The organism is Pseudanabaena cinerea FACHB-1277, from assembly GCF_014696345.1.
Classification (GTDB): domain Bacteria; phylum Cyanobacteriota; class Cyanobacteriia; order Pseudanabaenales; family Pseudanabaenaceae; genus Pseudanabaena; species Pseudanabaena cinerea.
In genome coordinates this window covers 1-17,509 of the sequence record NZ_JACJPY010000036.1, presented here as the reverse complement: position 1 = coordinate 17,509, position 17,509 = coordinate 1, and the positions used below count along the sequence as shown (strand labels likewise).

The following is a 17,509-nucleotide window of genomic DNA, read 5'->3' as shown; positions in this document are numbered from 1 at the left end:
CCCCCCTAACCCCTTGTTCAGCAATCCAGACCTCAAACATAGCCCATGACTAATTTGGAATCCGCCCCCGCTTCTTCCCCCACCGCACTGATGGGAGTGCGTTTGCTTGGCAGTGGTGCATCGGTTCCCGATCGCATCCTCACCAATCACGATCTCTCGCAAATGGTCGATACCACCGATGAGTGGATCGCCTCACGCACAGGGATTCACGAGCGGCATATTGCCGATGGCGAAGCGGATTCGGTGGCAAATTTGGCGGCAAAGGCGGGTCAGCAAGCGATCGCTGCCGCAGGGCTAACGGCTCAAGATATTGACCTGATTATCCTATCGACATCCACCACCGATGATCTATTTGGTACAGCAGGGCGAGTACAAAAAATTATTGGTGCAGATGGGGCAGTTGCCTTTGATCTGGTGGCGGCCTGTTCAGGATTTGTCTTTGGCATGGTCACAGCCGCCCAATATATCCGCACTGGTGTTTATAAAAATGTGCTACTGATCGGTGCAGATGTACTGTCGCGCTGGGTGGATTGGCACGATCGACGCACCTGTATTTTGTTTGGCGATGGCGCAGGGGCTGTGGTTTTGCAAGCCTGTAGCCCTGAGCAGAATGGTTTGTTGGGGTTTGAGTTGCGGAGCGATGGCAAGGGCAATGATCTGTTAAATGTGAATTATTTGGGACGTAGTACTTTTAATCCAATTACGATGAATGGGCAGGAGGTCTATCGCTTTGCGGTGCGCCGTGTGCCTGAAGTAATCGAGAAAGCGCTGCATTATGCCAGTCTTGAAGTCCACGATCTCGATTGGCTAATTTTGCACCAAGCCAACCAACGCATTATTGATGCTGTGGTAAATCGTTTCGGCATCGATCCTGCTAAGGCGGTCAGCAACATGGGCAAGTATGGCAATACTTCCGCCGCCTCCATCCCGATCGCCCTTAATGAGTGGGTGCAAGCAGGAAAAATTCAGCCCAATCATCTCGTGGCGATCGCAGGGTTTGGCGCTGGACTAAGTTGGGGATCGGCAGTATTTCGCTGGGGCTAAATGTAAACTATTGGCGATAGCAAAGATAAATAATAATTAAGCGATCGGGGCATAACACATCATTGGAGCAGACAATGTTAGAGGTTTCGCGCTGAAGGACAAGTTCAGTATCACTTGCAGAGATAAATTACAGAGATACATTATGTTAAAAAGCCTCCAAGTAGGAATGCTAGGTTTGGTAGGAATTCTAGCTTCAGTCTCCCTATCACCAATTGCCTTATCTCAACCTGCCAATTTTCCAAAAAAGTCTTATCGTTTGCAAACACAGTTTACAGGCAATGAGAGGTGTTTAGACATCGTTAATGATGGAGACAACAATCAACTGACTATGGCAGACTGTGGCAATTACTCTGGACAGTTGTGGAGCATCAAAAAAGCTGGAGCATACTATCGTTTGCAAACACAGTTTACAGGCAATAGGAAGTGCTTGGATATCGTTAATGATGGAGATAACAATCAACTGACTATGGCAGACTGTGGCAATTACTCTGGACAGTTTTGGAAGATTTTCTAGAAATTCTCTAAGCTAGATAGTACTTACGCAAAAGGCATGTACCTGTGCGATCGCCATGATTTTTTGGCCGCATCTTTAACTGTGGCTTTGGTTATATTACTGAAAATCACGTTTAAATTTTTACTCCTTTTCAGGAAGCCCTATTTAAAACCTAAAAACAGAAGCTGTCCCGATCGCATAGTGATCGGGACAGTTTTCTAGATTTTTCGTTTACTTATGCCTAGCTACTTACTCCCTTAATACTCAAAAGTTAGCAGTGCGAGGCTTTGCGCCTATACTTCTTTTTTGGCTGCCTTATTTAATTCTTGACGCAGTTCTGTTAAAGGAGGATAAACAGCTTTACGCGCACGGTTGAGACCACCCAAAGGCTGATTTTCGGGGAGTGCATTCCAAGGCGAGAAAACAAGCTTTTCATTCCGCTTATTCTGTTTGTCGAAGTCGATAACCTGACTGGGGATTTTTAAGGTTGCTACGGGAATTAATGCAGATTTCCATTCCACTGATGAATCTTCGATCAATTCTGTGCAGGCATTGGTTTGAGGTTGAATAAATAGATCGAAATAAACGTCTTTAGTACTCAAGGTTTCCACAAGAGCTTCTTGCAAAGCATAGTTGGGATCTTTAGCATTAATTGGTGCTGGTGTATTGACCTCACGCGGTTTGAGAATGTACTTGACTGCCCCGTTCCCTAATTTATAAGGGGTTTGACTAAAGTAAGCTTGATCTAAAGGGTTTTTGGTGAGAGAGTCAGACGCTTTTGTGAGGGTGATGCCTCTAATCAGAGCTTTTTGTTGCTCCACTGGCAATTGATTAATCTGCTGCCCCTGTTTTACGGCAGCGCCTCCAAGAATAAAGTTAATCAGTTCATTGGGAGATGCGGCAATAAAGTTAGGATGATCATTCAGTAAAAAGTCCTGACTCATGCCACCCTCTAGCCCTTTCAATTTGATCGAGATGCCATGGGTATCAGCGATCGCATCGGAGCGAAACTCACCTCCTTCTGTGGGAGCCGCATTAGAAAGACGCACAACGGCATTGTATTTCTTAGGATTTGCGAAGATTCCATACTGGAATTGCTCAGGAATATCCTTGGAAACGGTGAACTTTGCTGTGACGATAGCTTGAGTTTTGGGATGTGTCCTTCTCAAAGCGATCGGGGCAAGCCCTTTTTCTTTGCGAGATGCTGTTTCTCTCGTTGAGCCTTGTTTAAAAGCTGCGGTGATTTTAGCAATATCCTCAGCTTCTGAACTAGGGATATATTCTTTGCCAATTTCTAGCTCGCAGGTGGCTGTGGTGGCAGATGATGGGGTTTGAGCAACATCAGCCAAGGGAGCCGCAAAGCTGCTCAGAGTTGATGAGAATAAAAAGAAAAGAGTTGCTAGACCTGTAAAAATAGATTTCAACATGATTCTCGGCATGATTTTATTTCTGCAAAGTTGGCAATTGATGGCGTAAAGAGAAGTAATACCAAGTGATACTACGTAATACTAAGTGAAAAAATGGCATGCCATGTCTTTACTTAAAAAAACTCACTGGTTGCGACCCACGAAAGTGCTGTTATGCTTTCGTGAATTGGTATAACCGCTTCATCCTAGCAGGGAAACACTAGTAATCAACCCGAAATCGCAATCTGTATATATTATGATTACATTATGATTTTAAGCTGATATTATTATTTGATTGGGAGGGTTCTTCGCAATGCTTGCAAAAATATTTCGATACTACTCACAGTCCAGATTGGCTATATTCGTTTAGATTAATTTTTGTGGTGTTGTGGCATTATTACCAATTTAGTGTAAAATCTGCGGCGAACTTCATATAAAAATTTACCCTGCAAAGTAATTCCACTGATCACCAATACCGAATGGAATCGCTCAGATCAAAGCTCATCGCTATTACTCATAGTCCAACCATGCAATATCCTTATTCTTTCCACCAAAGACATACTGCCAATCTATCTCCATCAGGAAAGGCATCTAGTAGTTACCGATCGCCGAAAGTGGGCGTGTTAGGGTTGAGCGTACTTGGATTGGTCGCTAGTTTGGCGATCGCCCCTCCCACAGCCCAGGCAAATCGACTCGAAACCTTTGTCTATGATTTGACCGATAGTACAATCGCATTTTCCTTAAAAAATGACATTGAACCCAAAGGAGTGGTAATTAGCAATCCCACCCGCATTGTGATTGACTTGCCAGGGATTGTCTATGAAGGTCCAACGGTGCGGCGCAGGGTGGGTCGGGGTGTGCAGTCGGTCAGGGTAGGTCAGGTGGATAGCAATACTACGCGCATGGTGGTGGAGCTTGCCCCTGATGTGACAATTAACCCGCAAGACTTGCGGTTGCGCTCTAGTCAGCCTGGGCATTGGTCAATGCAGCTACCTCAAAATATCGCCGCGATCGATCTCAATACATTATCTCGGTTTAGTTTGCCCGTTAACGGTGTGATTAGTTCTGGTTTTGGGTGGCGGGTGCATCCGATTACAAACGAGAGGCGCTTGCATAAAGGGGTTGACTTTGCAGCTCCGACAGGAACTCCAATTTTTGCGGCGGCTGACGGTGAAGTGATTGATGCTGGTTGGACAGATGGGGGCTATGGCAATATTGTCGAAATCCGCCATAGTGACGGTTCAACGACTCTTTATGCCCATGCCAATAGGGTTTATGTGACTAAAGGGCAGTGGGTGAAGAGTGGACAGGCGATCGCCGAGGTGGGTTCCACTGGACGCAGTACTGGCCCCCATCTCCATTTTGAAATTCAGCCCGATGGCAAAACCGCCGTTGACCCAATTGACTATCTCCAAATGCGTCAAGTCACCCTTGATCTAGCGTCTAATAGTTTTAAAGAATAAGCGATCAAAGAGTCACAATCACAGGGGTATGGTCGCTAGGTTGGGGCATTTTGCGCGGCTCTTTGTCGATTACACAGGCGGTTGCGCGTTCATAAAGTGGGGCAGTTAGGAAATGATAGTCAATGCGCCAACCACGGTTACGGGCAAACCCCCCTGCACGATAATCCCACCAACTAAAATGCCCCCCCTCAGGCTCAAATTTCCGAAATACATCCTGAAACCCAAGATTGAGAACTTCTGCCAAGGTGTCACGTTCTATATCCGTAGCCATTACTTTAGTTTCCCGATTCTTCGGGTCATAGATATCAATATCGGCGATCGCCACGTTAAAATCGCCACAGATTAGCACGTTAGGGCTTTGGGCTAACAATGCCTGCAAATATAACTTTAACAACCTTAGCCAGCGCAATTTATACTCATACTTCTCACCGCCCACCTCCGAGCCATTGGGAACGTACATATTCACGATTTGGATACCCGCTAGCTGTGCTGTAATCAAGCGTTTTTGATCGTCCAAACTTGGCTCTGCGATTTTGCCTAATACCGATGCAAATCCCATCTGCACATTTTCTAGGGGCGATCGCGAGATCATCGCAACACCGTTATAGGACTTTTGACCATAGATATAGGTCTGGTAGCCGCGATCGCTAAAGGGCGCGTGGGGAAAGTCATTATCGATGACCTTAGTTTCCTGCAAACATAGAACATCCACATCAGGGTTGGTGGTGAGCCAGTCACATATATGATTGATGCGGGTACGCACTGAGTTGACATTCCAAGTCGCAATTTTCATTATCTTTAACTGATTGATAGTTTTGATAGTTCTCGAAGTATCATCATACTCTCTGCCTAACCTCAAAATAGCCATTAAAACCCAAGAATTAGCTCCCCCTATACCATTAACTTTTGAGTGTTAAAGAAGTACTACTGCCCTACAATTCCCTTAGCCCCTCTCGTAATAGTTCCAATGCCGAATAATTACCTTGTTGTTCATAGATTTGCAGCGCATTAGTAAAAGCAGCCATCGCTTTTTGAAAATACCCTATCTTCATTAGGGCTACACCGAGGCTTTGGTAAGCTTGGGCATATTGGGGCTGAAGGGCGATCGCCCGTTCATAGGAAGCGATCGCCTCAGTAAAACGTCCTGCGGTTTTGAGGGCAGCGCCATAATTAAAATGTCCTTGGGCATAATCGGGCGCTATTTCGATGACCTTCGCAAAATAGGCGATCGCTTCTGGTTGTTGCTTCTCTTGAGAGATACCGCCCAAATTCATATAGGCAGGAAGCTTGACTAAATCGCTTATATTTAAAGCGATCGCCTGAAGATAAGCATCTTGAGCCAATAACGAATCACCGCCATGTTCATAAGCAAGCCCTAGATGGAAGAGCAGTTCAAAGCGAGTTAAGACATGATCTTCTCTGTTTTCAGTCAAAGATAGTCCCCTTTGCAAGAGTTGCAATCCTAGAGATAAATGATCCGCATCTTCAGCCCCAGTTTGAGCAGTCGCCGCATTGATATATAAAGCCCCTAATTTAGAATGCATATAAATATCATCGGGGAAAGCGTCTAAATGCTTGGTCATCAAACGCTTTGCAAATTCATATTTCTGCTTGCGATCGATTTCCTGCGCTGTATAGCCACAGTGATGAAGGACAGGCACATCGATATCCAGCAAGCGCCAATGGGTTTCTCTTGCTTGTAATTTTGTGATGCTCTGATCAATGGATTCGTGATAGTATCCCCAAAATCGCACTTCAGGATGATTGCGAAATAGACGCATTACATAGGAATAAGGCGCTTGATTTGTGCCAGATTCAGTACGTAATATATTGGCAGCAAGACAATCATCCTGAGCTATGACCATCTGCAAAGCGGCGATCGCCTCCTGTTCTAACACTTCATCAGCATCGATCATCAAAATCCATTGACCTTTTGCCTTGCTAATTGCAAAATTACGTGCCTTTGAGAAATCATCACACCATTGAAAGTGGAAGATTTTAGTTGGATGTTTCTTAGCAGTATTTTTAGCAATACTTTTGGCAATACTTACAGTGCGATCGCTTGACCCTGTGTCCACAAGAATGATCTCATCGGCAATGGACTTGACACTATTGAGGCATTGAGATAGATGCTGTTCCTCATTTTTGACAACTAAGCATAGGCTTAAACCTATCAGTTCAGACGATCGGCTAAACCCGTTTTGCAGAGATTTATGGGTGGATTTCGATTTTTTCTTAGAAGTCACGGGAATTGTCCTTTCAAACCTTGGAAGCGTTGCATTCCATAAAAGTGTGCCTACAATTGCCTACAATTATATATCTGGATCTTTGAGATCCTCTTTTTTGAGGTTGCCCTTGCCATTGCAGCTTTGGGTGCTTGCTTGCGATAGCTTGGCACTTGGTCCAAAGCTAGCATCTTGGTAGAGGCGATCATATTCCCTCTGATAATGCGCCGCCACTTTATCATTTTGAATCACAACTAGCGCCTCGTCATTGGTATGATTTCCCGCCAGCGTCCAATTGTGGGAGCCTGTAATTACAGAATTGCGATCGAGAACAGCAAACTTATGGTGCAGTAGATCGCCAGTGACGAGATTGGGAACACCAACGGTTTTGATAGGCTGTTTCCAAGCATTATTTGTCCCTAACTTACAATCCTTTGCTGACTGGATTCCCCACATATCAAGGGTGATGGAATAGTCTCTATAGGCAAATCGCGAATCAACAAGGGCGCGGATCGGAATGTTTTGTTGAGACTTATCTTGAAGAATAGAGGAAAGATAGCGATCGGATGCTACAAATAGCGCCATATCAATACTTTTTTTGCTCCCCGCGATCGCCGTAGCAATTAAGCCGTTACTAGTCTGCTCACGGGCAACATCCTTGGCTGCTGGTGAAAATTTTAGCCTGACCTGCGCCCCGCCGATAATAAAATAATCAATTTTTCGTAGCGGCTTATTCGTGCCGAAAAGACTGTCGGGCTTGCCGCCAGGTCCATCCCCCCACATAATGTCAAACTCCTGTTGAAATCTCGCTGCCAATTCTGGACTTTCGATTCGCAATAGATTATTGGCATTGCCCCTAGTGTCAGGTCTTGTAAAATCGCCATGAATATCGCTCATGGTGAAATTGGGAGAGCCTAAAATAACAATGCGATTATCGATGACTATAAATTTATGGTGCATTAAACCACTGCCCTTAGAGCCATCAGCCGTATCGTCAATCCAAGGAATATTGACTAATTTAATGAAGCGAATGGCATCACGGCGATCGCGCTCATTTTCAGATAACTGCCCATCATTATTGAGATCGGCAAATTTAAAAAATTCCTGGTAATGCTCGCGTTCGCGGGGAGCAAGGTCGGCAATTTCAGCATCGGAGAGTTCGCTCCAACCACGACTATAGCTATTCTCAAGGATGAGGCGCACCTTTATACCTCTGACTTTGGCATCAGCGATCGCAAGGGCAATATTGGGTAAGCGCAATTCTTGGACAGCAATATCTAAACTAGATTTAGCAGCATTAATATTATCGACAATGATTTTCTCCAAATTGTCACCGAGTCGCTCAATATTGCGATAGGGATCGGTGTATTTAGCAGCTTGATTGTGATTGAAAAATACTTGAATTTGCGGATGCTGTTCTAGGGGCGGCACGATGCCTGCTTGTCCTTGGCAAGCTACTGTGGCGATCGCTACCAATGCCGCCATAGCCATCAAGACAGCCCAAAATCTTAACCTATGCCACGACTTATAAAAGCGCTTAAAATAAAATCGCCCCAATCTATGCAAAGACAGCGATCGGTGGTGGTAGATCAGCTTAAACACACTTTAAGACCATCTCCAAGTTCCAAAACCAGTTTGCCAAATTCTACAGCGCTTTACCAAACAACGCACCATAATGTTTGCTGAAATGTTTACTGAAATATTTGCATCGCCAAAAGCCTTGTAAGATAAAACAATAAATAAGGACAATGCCCCATTTATTTCAGCTATGGATTTTCAGTCGGTTATCTTGGAATTGCAAAAATATTGGAGCGATCGCGGTTGCTTGATTGCTCAACCTTACGACATCGAAAAAGGCGCAGGGACAATGAGTCCCCATACTTTTTTGCGGGCGATCGGTCCTGAACCTTGGAGCGTTGCCTATGTCGAGCCTTGCCGCCGCCCCACCGATGGACGCTATGGCGAAAATCCCAACCGCTTGCAGCACTATTACCAATTTCAAGTAATTCTCAAGCCATCCCCCGATGATGTTCTAGATTTGTATCTAAATAGTCTGAAGCATCTAGGCATTGACCCCGCCGATCATGATGTGCGCTTTGTGGAAGATGATTGGGAATCGCCCACCCTCGGCGCTTGGGGTGTGGGTTGGGAAGTTTGGCTCGATGGCATGGAAGTTACTCAATTTACTTACTTTCAACAGGTAGGTGGCTTAGATTGTCGCCCTGTATCCGCCGAAATCACCTATGGCTTAGAGCGCCTAGTTATGTATTTGCAAGGTGTCGATTCGGTCTATGACATTGTGTGGCGATCGCATCCCACCCTTGGCAACATCAAATATGGGCAGGTACATCACCAAGGTGAGGTGGAGCATAGTGGCTACAACTTCGGCAATTTTGGCGGCAAGCCTCAGGACTCAGATTTACTATTCCAACTATTTTTGCAATATGAAAAGGAAGCAGGAAATTTATTAGAGTCCGAGCTAGTACTTCCCGCCTTTGACTATGTTTTGAAATGTTCGCATTCCTTTAATCTGTTAGATGCAAGGGGCGTAATTTCCGTTACAGAGCGTACTCGCTATATCGGTCGCATCCGTAATCTGGCGCGGCAGGTCGCTAAGCTATATTATGCTCAGCGCGAAGCTTTGGGCTTTCCCTTAGGATCTGAGTTGGCGATCTCGGTCTAGGCATTGTGTTGCACCGCGTTAAGGATTATTAACTTATTGAATAAATAAAAACATCCACCCCATGGATCTCTTATCCTCATGGTTAAGGCTATCCATGCAATTGTAAGAGATCGCCTCTTTAGTTTTTTTTAATAAATCTGTCGTTTATTTATAATAAAATCTTATTCTTAAAGTTCATGTATAAACCCTTTCTTGAGTATCTTGAACAGTCATTATTTGCAAGATTTGATTTGCAAAGTCGCTTGATACCCGCAGGTCTAGAGTCTTGTGTCAGCGATCGCGGTCGCCATCCTGCCACAATCCGCAGTTGGTGCTACCAATGTCCAGAATTTCGGAAAATTCGTTACACATACATCGATGCAGGAATCAGCGCCCAAATCTTTAACAGTGTGATTTATCCTAGCCACTGCTATGACCTACCCTTGCTAGGTATTGATTTTCTCTCCTTCGGCTCCGTCAAAAACCTGATCGTCATGGACTTTCAGCCCCTATTCCAAGATGCCGCCTATCTGGAAAAATACATTTATCCTCTCAAAACCCTCCACGACAAATATCCTGACCTGGCACAAAATCTGGAAATGAAGTTTTACGATGCCAATCAATATTTCTCGAAATATTTACTATTTGCCAAAACCGATCCCGATACCGTCAAAACCAGAGTTTTTGAAGCTTTTAAAGACTACCTAAATCTTTACTGGGCGATGCTGGCAGATGCTCAACCCCTCGAAGATCAGTCGGACATTCAGCGCATTGTCAAGGCTCAAAAGGACTATGACCAGTACAGCGCCGATCGCGATCCCGCTTCAGGATTATTCAGCAGTTATTTTGGTCACGAATGGTCTGAGAAATTCCTCTATGGATTTTTGTTTGAAGATGCTATGCCCTTAGCTGTTGCCACCAAGTAACTCCTATATGACCCTATACCAACCATTTCTAGACTACGCGATCGCCACTCTCAAAGAGCGACTGCCCGACTTGCAGGACTATCCTATCCCCGAAGGTTTTGCTTCCAAATCGGCGATCGTGGGCAAAGGGGCGCACCAAAATGAAGTCGTAACCACCAGCTATGGCTATCAATCTGCCAAATTGCGCCAAATTCGCGCTGCCCATGTGCAGGGCGGTAGTTCACTACAGGTTTTAAATTTTGTAATTTTTCCAAAGCTCCATTACGATTTGCCATTTTTTGGCGGCGATCTAGTCACTCTGCCTGGTGGGCATTTGATCGCCATTGATATGCAGCCCCTCTTTCGCGATGACCCCAACTATCAACATCAGTACACCAAACCAGTCCTGCCGATCTTTGAGAAATATCAGCCAGATTTGCCTTGGGGTGGCGATTTTCCCGCAGAAGCACAGCAATTTTTCTCACCTGCCTTTCTCTGGACGCGCCCTAAGGAAAACGCCCTGGTGGAAACCCATGTATTTAATGCTTTTAAGGACTATTTACAAGCCTATCTAGATTTTTGCGATCGCGCCGAACCTATCACCGATGTGAGTCAACTTGCAGAAATCAAAGCTGCCCATCTACGCTACCTACGCTACCGCGCCGAAAAAGATCCCGCTAGAGGTATGTTCAATCGTTTCTACGGTTCAGAATGGACAGAAGAATATATACATGGCTTCCTGTTTGACTTAGAGCGCAAATTATAAAACCTCAGAAAACAAACCTTAACCAAACCTTAAAGATGTACCACCACAATGGCATATCAAAACTGGAGCACTTATTTGCAAAGCCAAAGGATTTAGTGCTGTAACGCTAATTCTTGGGCTTTGTAAATTGACTTGTCATAAATCGTGACAATCTGTAACACAAAACGATCCAACGACATAGTATAAACAAATAGGTTAGAAATTAAAGTTTGAATTTAGAAGTGAAGCAAGCTTCAATCTAAATAAAACTTCTAACCATGTCTTATTTTAAAAATAAAGATTTTTCTAATCTTCGCTAGTCGTTTGATTTCAATTCGAGCAACTAGAAGAGATTAGAATGGAGAGAAAAGCGACATATCCTAGCTAAAAATGGATTGTTGTGTAACTTCCAAAATATAAAAGATAAATTTACAAAAACTGGAGATAACAGTATATGTTCGACGCATTTGCAAAGGTAGTATCCCAAGCTGATTCCAGAGGTGCATTCATCAGCGCATCTCAAATTGATGCTCTTAGCGCTATGGTTGCTGAAAGCAACAAGCGTTTGGACACCGTAAACCGCATCACCAGCAACTCCTCTAAGATCGTTGCTGACGCTGCTCGTTCTTTGTTTGCTGAGCAACCTGCTTTGATCGCTCCTGGTGGTAATGCTTACACCAGCCGCCGTATGGCTGCTTGCTTGCGCGACATGGAAATCATCTTGCGTTATGTCACCTATGCTATCTACGCTGGCGATGCAAGCATCTTGGAAGATCGTTGCTTGAACGGTTTGCGTGAAACATATTTGGCTCTCGGTACTCCTGGTGCTTCCGTTGCTGTTGGCGTACAAAAGATGAAGGATGCTGCGATCGCGATCGCTAACGATCCTAATGGCGTAACCCGTGGTGATTGCTCCGCTTTGATGAGCGAAGTTGGTAGCTACTTCGACAAGGCTGCTGCTGCTGTTGCCTAGTCTTTCACTTTTTTCGCATCGCCTACTTGCATTTCTTTTGCATCGCAATTAACAAAACTTTTATCAAGACTATTTTGGAGAATATCTCACTATGAAGACCCCTTTAACCGAAGCCGTATCAGCCGCCGATTCTCAAGGACGTTTCCTTAGCTCCACCGAAACCCAAGTTGCTTTCGGTCGTTTCCGTCAAGCCACCGCAGGTCTAGCTGCGGCAAAGGCTCTCAGCGACAAGGCTGATTCCTTGGCTTCTGGTGCTGCTAACGCTGTTTACAGCAAGTTCCCTTACACCACCAGCATGACTGGTCCTAACTACGCCTCCACCCAAACTGGCAAGGACAAGTGTGTACGCGATATCGGTTACTACCTCCGTATGGTTACATATTGCTGTGTAGTCGGTGGTACAGGTCCTATGGATGATTACTTGGTTGCTGGTATTGCTGAAATCAACCGCACCTTTGATCTTTCTCCTAGCTGGTACGTTGAAGCTTTGAAGTACATCAAGGCTAACCATGGTTTGACTGGAGATTCTGCTGTTGAAGCTAACTCCTACATTGACTATGCAATCAATGCTCTTAGCTAATCGCTTTTAGATTCCCATAAAAAAGCACCTCCTTTGGGGGTGCTTTTTTATTTGTAGCTATTAAGCTGGTGGGCACTGGTTCCGCCCAATGAGGAGCAGAAAGTCTTATTCAGCAAGGAGTGTAGGAATCTGTTGTCAAAGCTGGTTAACGTGGTTTTTGAGCAAAAAGTGCCTGTACACCCTGTTTTTGTGTTAGGTTACTGCCATACAAGATTCTTTTAATTAAAACCATAACCCTTGCTATGCTTGGCTTTTACTTCCTCACTGGGCGGAACCAGTGCCAGCTGGTGCGATCGCGTTAAAATATCGGCATAATACCAAGTTAAGAAATGGCGCAGCCATTTCTTAACTTGAAAACCCTTACTTGGGTTGCTTTTGTATCAGTAATCTCTAAAAGCTTAGCTGCAAAATTACAGCAGGAAAATATGGTTGCTTTACCCGATCACCTGTTAATGTCCTACGAAGAATATCTCACTTGGGAAGCAACCCAAGAAATCCGCCATGAATATTGGGATGGGGAAGTGGTGGCTATGGCGGGCGGCACTCGTAATCATAATCGAGTTTCAATTAATTTTCTTTCAATACTCGATAATGCTCTCGCCGATCGCCCCTGTGAAGTTTATATTGCTGATGTCAAAGTTCAAGTACAGTCAAGGCGAAAATATTTTTATCCCGATGTCGTTGTTACTTGTGATGAACGCGATCGCCAAGAACCAACGTTTGTCGCTTTTCCTTGTTTGATTGTCGAAGTTCTCTCACCGTCAACGGAATCTTTCGATCGCGGCTTTAAGTTCTCGCAATATCGTAAGTTTGAGACTTTGCAAGAATATGTATTAGTCCAAGTCGATCAACCAATTGTCGAAATATTCCAACGCAATGAGCAGGGACAATGGTTGTTTTGTGAATATGGTTTAAGCGATCATATATTTCTTACATCAGTAAATGTCAACATAGCTGTTAGTGACTTATATCGACAAATTGAATTTGATGTTGTGCTAGATGACTTGTGAGTTCTTTATCAAAGCCCAAAAGAGAGTCGTGTCCTAACATAATTGGCTACAGCGATATAAGCGATAATATCAACGGGGCAATCAAAGGAGGTCAAGTAATGACTCAAGCCATAGCTCAAGCAGAAAACCAGACATTTGTTAAAAAATCCTTATATGAATCCGATTACTTTCTCTGGACTGAGGATACAATTGCTCAGCTAAAGGCACGAAATTTTGATCGTGTGGATATTGAAAATTTAATCGAGGAGATCGCAGGTTTGGGCAGATCTGAAAAAAAAGAGATTAAAAGCCGCCTTAAAACTTTGTTGGAGCATTTACTCAAACGTATATACATAGATATGCCTGATTGCTTTAACGGCTGGGAAAATACCATTGAAGAGCAACGCGAAGAAATAATAGAAGAGTTGATGGATTCACCTAGTTTAAAAAGATTTTGGGATGAGTTGTTTGACTTGTCATGGCAAGGAGCATTACGCAGGGTTCGTAAGGAATATCAGCCTAAAGGTTTTAACTTTCCCGATCAATGGCAATTTAGCCGCGATATTAATTCCATATTAAATATCAACTTTTGGGAATAGCGATCGCGGTCGGTTGTCCCCAAATGATTTTTTCATGGGTATAGACCACCATCCCTGGTTTTGCACCCTTGGGCTTAAATACATATTTGGGCAACGTGCAGACGACAGGTACACGATCGCTGAGTCGAGCGCGACTGTAATAGGCGGCATAGTCGGCGGCAGTTTGTAGATCAATATCTTCGGCGATCGCCCCCGCAGGCAAGCGCAATAATACATGACTGCCTGATATTTCTTGAGCATGGAGCCACAGATCGTATTCCCCAGCAATACGAAAGGATAGGAGATCATTTTGATAATTATTGCGCCCTACTAATATCTCAAAGCCGTTAGGGGTAAGGAAGCGATGCAAACTAGGAAGTTCTTCTTTACCTTTAGATACTTTAGGTTTATTGCCTTTAATCTGGCTCTGGCTTTGATTTTTTGCAGAATTTTTATGAGGGTACTTGCTTATTCCTTTAGTATTTTTATTTTTAGGGCGATTTATATATTCTTCAGCAGTTTTGAGATAGCCCTGCTGCCCTAGTTCCAATCGAATTTCCTGTAATACCACTAAGTCACTTTGCTCCAATAAACTAACCGTTGTGGCAACCTGTTCTAGATAGGCGATTTCCTGCTGTACTGCCTCTAACAATGGCGCGATCGCCAAGACTGCTCGCTTTTGTTTTTGATGCTTTTTATATAAAGATTGGGCATTTTGGATCGCGTTTTGGGTGGGATCAAGGGCGATCGCCATGAGCTTGTTAGAGTGAAAGTCGGGCAGTTGGATCTCGGTCATACCCACCCGCCACAATTGCGAATTTGCCATTAACAAATCAGCCTTGTTTTTAAAATCATCGGCAAGTGCCGCTAGTTTGAGCCTTTCTAAAAATTCGGTCTGTTTAATATTTAGTTTTGTTAATTGATTTTGAATGGCTTGGCTAAGCTGTTGGTGTAATTGTTGGAAAGCGACTTGGGCAGTTTGTTGGCTGTAGTAGCGATCGCAAAAATTATTAACTATTAGGGGATTCTTAGAATTAGGCAGTTTATCAATTAATCCATAGCCTTTTACCTCTAAATGCGGATTAAACTGCTGCTGTTCTAAACAGGTGAGCCATAGTTGCCAGGCTGCATATAAAGCTTGCCAGTCATCAAGGGTTAAATCAGTTACTAAGCGATCGCCCTGAACATGGGCAATATTGAGCAGCGATCGCACTAGTGAACTGCTGACCCCGCGATAATTTGTTAACAAATTTTGCTTAATTGGCTTAGGAATAAGAGCGAGGCGATCGCGCCAAATTTCAAACGGCTCTTGTAAATTGGGCATCGCTTCTAACAATGCGGGGGGGAGTTCGAAGCGATCGCCTGTTTGGATCGGGCGCACCCGTGACTGCTTGCTACTAACCTGATGGGCAGCGGTCACAATTTCATTGTCAGCATTTACCAAAATGGCATTGCTGTATTTGCCCATCACCTCCAAATACAAGTGCCACTCCACAGGGTCATCAGGACGCTTAGCAAATCGCAGATCCACCACCCGCTCCCATGCACTGGTCAACCCCACAGACACCAGAGCATAGCCTGCAACTTGATGCAAAATTTGTTGACTAAAGGTAAAAGTATCAGGCTGCTTGGGCGGCGGCGCACTGAGATGTAACCTAGCGGACTGAGGATGCCAAGAAAGTAATAGCCATAATTTTTGTTCTAGGGTGCGTAATTGCAAATGAATGGTGTGGCGATCGCTCTGATGCACCTGCTCCAATCGCGCAGGCACACAGGTTTGATTTAGCTCATGGGTCAAAGCTATCAGCGTCGTCAGGTCAACAGTTTGCATAGTTTTCGTCTCATACCAAAGCACAAAACAGCGATCGCCATTTTGTGCTTTTAAAATTCTGATAGCCGATTGAGGCTTGGAGTGGTTAAGTCAGCGCCAAGTACTGGATTATTAAAATTATTAAAACTATAGAGTGAGCGCATTGCGCCCACTCTATGGGATTTGCGGAAAATCTACCTAGAAAAGTTTGCCTACAAAAATTTGCCGTACTAGCTATTTGTCAGGATCTTTGCGGGGGCGAATTTGCTCAGCTTCAGGACAATCATCGGATACCAACAAGTCATGGGATGCCATCGGCGACTTGGTAAAGGATGATAGTCTCTGAGTTACAGCGCCAATACTTTCCAACCGAACCATTTCCTCCCAAGAGCAGATTTCATCCTCATCTTCAGTTTCATAGCGAATTGTCACCACGTCGCCTTCAATATCTAGTATCTTGGCTCTTTCTAGCCACCTTCCCTGATCCCTCAGGTAAATCCAAACATCGCTCTTGGCTTCACAAAGTTGATAAATCTTGCGATGTAGCATTTGCTTATGTCCTCAGGGTTACATAATTTTTAAGGTTAGAGCATACCGCAAAAGGTAAAAAAATCTAACTCTAACCATTGTAAACGACTATAGTAGGTATTTAAAGCATTTGGGGCAAATCAATCTTTGCGGCGACTAAATTTTAAATTCAGGCTCTCCCCAACCAAGACGATCGCTGTGCCGAGCGCATAGGCAAATATATCTTCCCAGCTAAATGTCGTACCTATAATAATCACTAAAAGCGGGTACTGTCGCCAGCCTAATCTGTCAATCAAGTTAAAATATTGCAATCCCTCGACCGTACAGGCAAAGATAAATACGGATAGAGCCGCGATGTTTGTATTAATTTTCCAAAAAGCTCTGACGAAACAATAGATCAGAATCACGACTAAGACATCCCCACCAAAGGGGCGAATAAATTGGTCTTTGACAAAAACAGCAATATAAACTTCGATCAAAAACAAAAGAACTGCTAAGTAAAAATATGTGCGATTAAATGTCAGTCTATTAGCAAACATTCTCAAAAATTACCAGTTATTTAAAAGTAGGTTAATCATTCGATTGGTTTCTGTTAGCGATTAATTTTTCGTCATGATTCGAGAGTCCAGTCTTCAATTTTTAAGTTTGGTACTTTCTCAAAATCTTTTTGATTACGAGTAACGATTATGCCATCTACAGATAAGGCGATCGCAGTAATTCGTAAATCTTTCGTGCCAACATTTTTAATTTCTTTGCGTAACTCTAAATAAATTGCATGAGCTTTTAGATCGAAGTCGATTATGTTAACAGTTCTCAGATAGGCAAGTGTATTTTTAAATTCTTTGTAAGCATTAACTAATCTTGTAGGTTTAATGTTGGGTTCGTTCATCACTTTAAACCAACCACGAATTTGTTCCTCAGCCGTAATGATAGTTATGGCGAGATCTTCTTCATCAATATCCTCAATACGCTTTAAAATATTAGGATGGCGATGTTCTAAGTTCTAAGGGAGCATCCCAAGTTTGCGGTAAGTAAATATACTTATGTACAAGCAAGGAAGAAATAGGAAGAATAAAGAGGAATAAAAATAGTAACAAGAAAATGCAGT

General features: G+C 43.8%; 18 protein-coding genes. 10 read left to right on the top strand and 8 right to left on the bottom strand.

Going from position 1 to position 17,509, the window contains the following annotated elements; all coding sequences use genetic code 11:
- Positions 1-45 precede the first annotated feature (45 nt).
- Both H6F44_RS12365 and H6F44_RS12360 read left to right on the top strand, forming a co-directional pair.
- Complete coding sequence (locus H6F44_RS12365) at positions 46-1,044, top strand: beta-ketoacyl-ACP synthase III (protein WP_190351266.1); 999 nt, start codon at positions 46-48, stop codon at positions 1,042-1,044.
- Between the two features lie 142 nt (positions 1,045-1,186).
- On the top strand, positions 1,187-1,558 hold the full coding sequence (locus H6F44_RS12360) for an RICIN domain-containing protein (RefSeq protein WP_199302105.1): 372 nt from the start codon (positions 1,187-1,189) through the stop codon (positions 1,556-1,558).
- A gap of 272 nt (positions 1,559-1,830) precedes the next feature.
- Here H6F44_RS12360 and H6F44_RS12355 read toward each other — a convergent pair whose 3' ends face one another.
- Complete coding sequence (locus H6F44_RS12355) at positions 1,831-2,964, bottom strand: catalase family protein (RefSeq protein WP_206754461.1); 1,134 nt, start codon at positions 2,962-2,964, stop codon at positions 1,831-1,833.
- Positions 2,965-3,470: 506 nt separating this feature from the next.
- Here H6F44_RS12355 and H6F44_RS12350 point away from each other — a divergent pair.
- Positions 3,471-4,406 (top strand): peptidoglycan DD-metalloendopeptidase family protein, encoded by a 936-nt coding sequence (locus tag H6F44_RS12350; RefSeq protein ID WP_190351264.1) that lies wholly within the window; start codon positions 3,471-3,473, stop codon positions 4,404-4,406.
- A gap of 4 nt (positions 4,407-4,410) precedes the next feature.
- Here the strand turns inward: H6F44_RS12350 and xth are convergent, their stop codons facing one another.
- The 3 genes from xth to H6F44_RS12335 form a co-directional block, all read right to left on the bottom strand.
- Positions 4,411-5,199 (bottom strand): exodeoxyribonuclease III, encoded by a 789-nt coding sequence (xth, locus tag H6F44_RS12345; protein WP_190351263.1) that lies wholly within the window; start codon positions 5,197-5,199, stop codon positions 4,411-4,413.
- Between the two features lie 139 nt (positions 5,200-5,338).
- Positions 5,339-6,652, bottom strand: a complete 1,314-nt coding sequence (locus H6F44_RS12340) for a glycosyltransferase family 2 protein (protein ID WP_322096215.1) — start codon at positions 6,650-6,652, stop codon at positions 5,339-5,341.
- A 66-nt stretch (positions 6,653-6,718) separates the two neighbouring features.
- Complete coding sequence (locus H6F44_RS12335; protein WP_242016552.1) at positions 6,719-8,116, bottom strand: phospholipase D-like domain-containing protein; 1,398 nt, start codon at positions 8,114-8,116, stop codon at positions 6,719-6,721.
- A 283-nt stretch (positions 8,117-8,399) separates the two neighbouring features.
- On the opposite strand from H6F44_RS12335, the gene glyQ reads away from it, so the two are divergent.
- From glyQ to H6F44_RS12300, 7 genes are all read left to right on the top strand, one after another.
- A complete protein-coding gene (gene glyQ, locus H6F44_RS12330; RefSeq protein ID WP_190351262.1) occupies positions 8,400-9,314 on the top strand; it encodes a glycine--tRNA ligase subunit alpha in 915 nt (304 codons plus the stop codon).
- Positions 9,315-9,490: 176 nt separating this feature from the next.
- On the top strand, positions 9,491-10,219 hold the full coding sequence (locus tag H6F44_RS12325; protein ID WP_190351261.1) for a 15,16-dihydrobiliverdin:ferredoxin oxidoreductase: 729 nt from the start codon (positions 9,491-9,493) through the stop codon (positions 10,217-10,219).
- A 7-nt stretch (positions 10,220-10,226) separates the two neighbouring features.
- The gene (locus H6F44_RS12320; protein WP_190351260.1) at positions 10,227-10,964 is read left to right on the top strand and encodes a phycoerythrobilin:ferredoxin oxidoreductase; all 738 of its coding nucleotides are present in this window, start codon (positions 10,227-10,229) and stop codon (positions 10,962-10,964) included.
- Between the two features lie 433 nt (positions 10,965-11,397).
- Entirely contained in the window at positions 11,398-11,916 is a 519-nt protein-coding gene (locus H6F44_RS12315) for a phycocyanin subunit beta (protein WP_190351259.1), read from the top strand.
- Between the two features lie 91 nt (positions 11,917-12,007).
- Positions 12,008-12,496: a phycocyanin subunit alpha gene (gene cpcA, locus H6F44_RS12310; protein WP_190351258.1), complete on the top strand. Its 489-nt coding sequence runs from the start codon at positions 12,008-12,010 to the stop codon at positions 12,494-12,496.
- A 425-nt stretch (positions 12,497-12,921) separates the two neighbouring features.
- Positions 12,922-13,506 carry a Uma2 family endonuclease gene (locus H6F44_RS12305; RefSeq protein WP_190351289.1) on the top strand — a complete coding sequence of 195 codons (585 nt, stop codon included), beginning with the start codon at positions 12,922-12,924 and terminating at the stop codon, positions 13,504-13,506.
- Between the two features lie 98 nt (positions 13,507-13,604).
- Positions 13,605-14,084, top strand: a complete 480-nt coding sequence (locus H6F44_RS12300) for a DUF29 domain-containing protein (RefSeq protein ID WP_190351257.1) — start codon at positions 13,605-13,607, stop codon at positions 14,082-14,084.
- On the opposite strand, the gene H6F44_RS12295 is transcribed toward H6F44_RS12300, so the two are convergent.
- From H6F44_RS12295 to H6F44_RS12280, 4 genes are all read right to left on the bottom strand, one after another.
- The gene (locus H6F44_RS12295; protein WP_190351256.1) at positions 14,068-15,894 is read right to left on the bottom strand and encodes an Rqc2 family fibronectin-binding protein; all 1,827 of its coding nucleotides are present in this window, start codon (positions 15,892-15,894) and stop codon (positions 14,068-14,070) included. The genes H6F44_RS12300 and H6F44_RS12295 overlap by 17 nt on opposite strands.
- Positions 15,895-16,107: 213 nt before the next feature.
- Positions 16,108-16,422, bottom strand: a complete 315-nt coding sequence (locus tag H6F44_RS12290; RefSeq protein ID WP_190351255.1) for a DUF6679 family protein — start codon at positions 16,420-16,422, stop codon at positions 16,108-16,110.
- A gap of 119 nt (positions 16,423-16,541) precedes the next feature.
- Positions 16,542-16,880 carry a ribosomal maturation YjgA family protein gene (locus tag H6F44_RS12285; RefSeq protein WP_242016550.1) on the bottom strand — a complete coding sequence of 113 codons (339 nt, stop codon included), beginning with the start codon at positions 16,878-16,880 and terminating at the stop codon, positions 16,542-16,544.
- A gap of 131 nt (positions 16,881-17,011) precedes the next feature.
- Positions 17,012-17,380, bottom strand: a complete 369-nt coding sequence (locus H6F44_RS12280) for a type II toxin-antitoxin system VapC family toxin (RefSeq protein WP_190351288.1) — start codon at positions 17,378-17,380, stop codon at positions 17,012-17,014.
- Between the last annotated feature and the right edge of the window lie 129 nt (positions 17,381-17,509).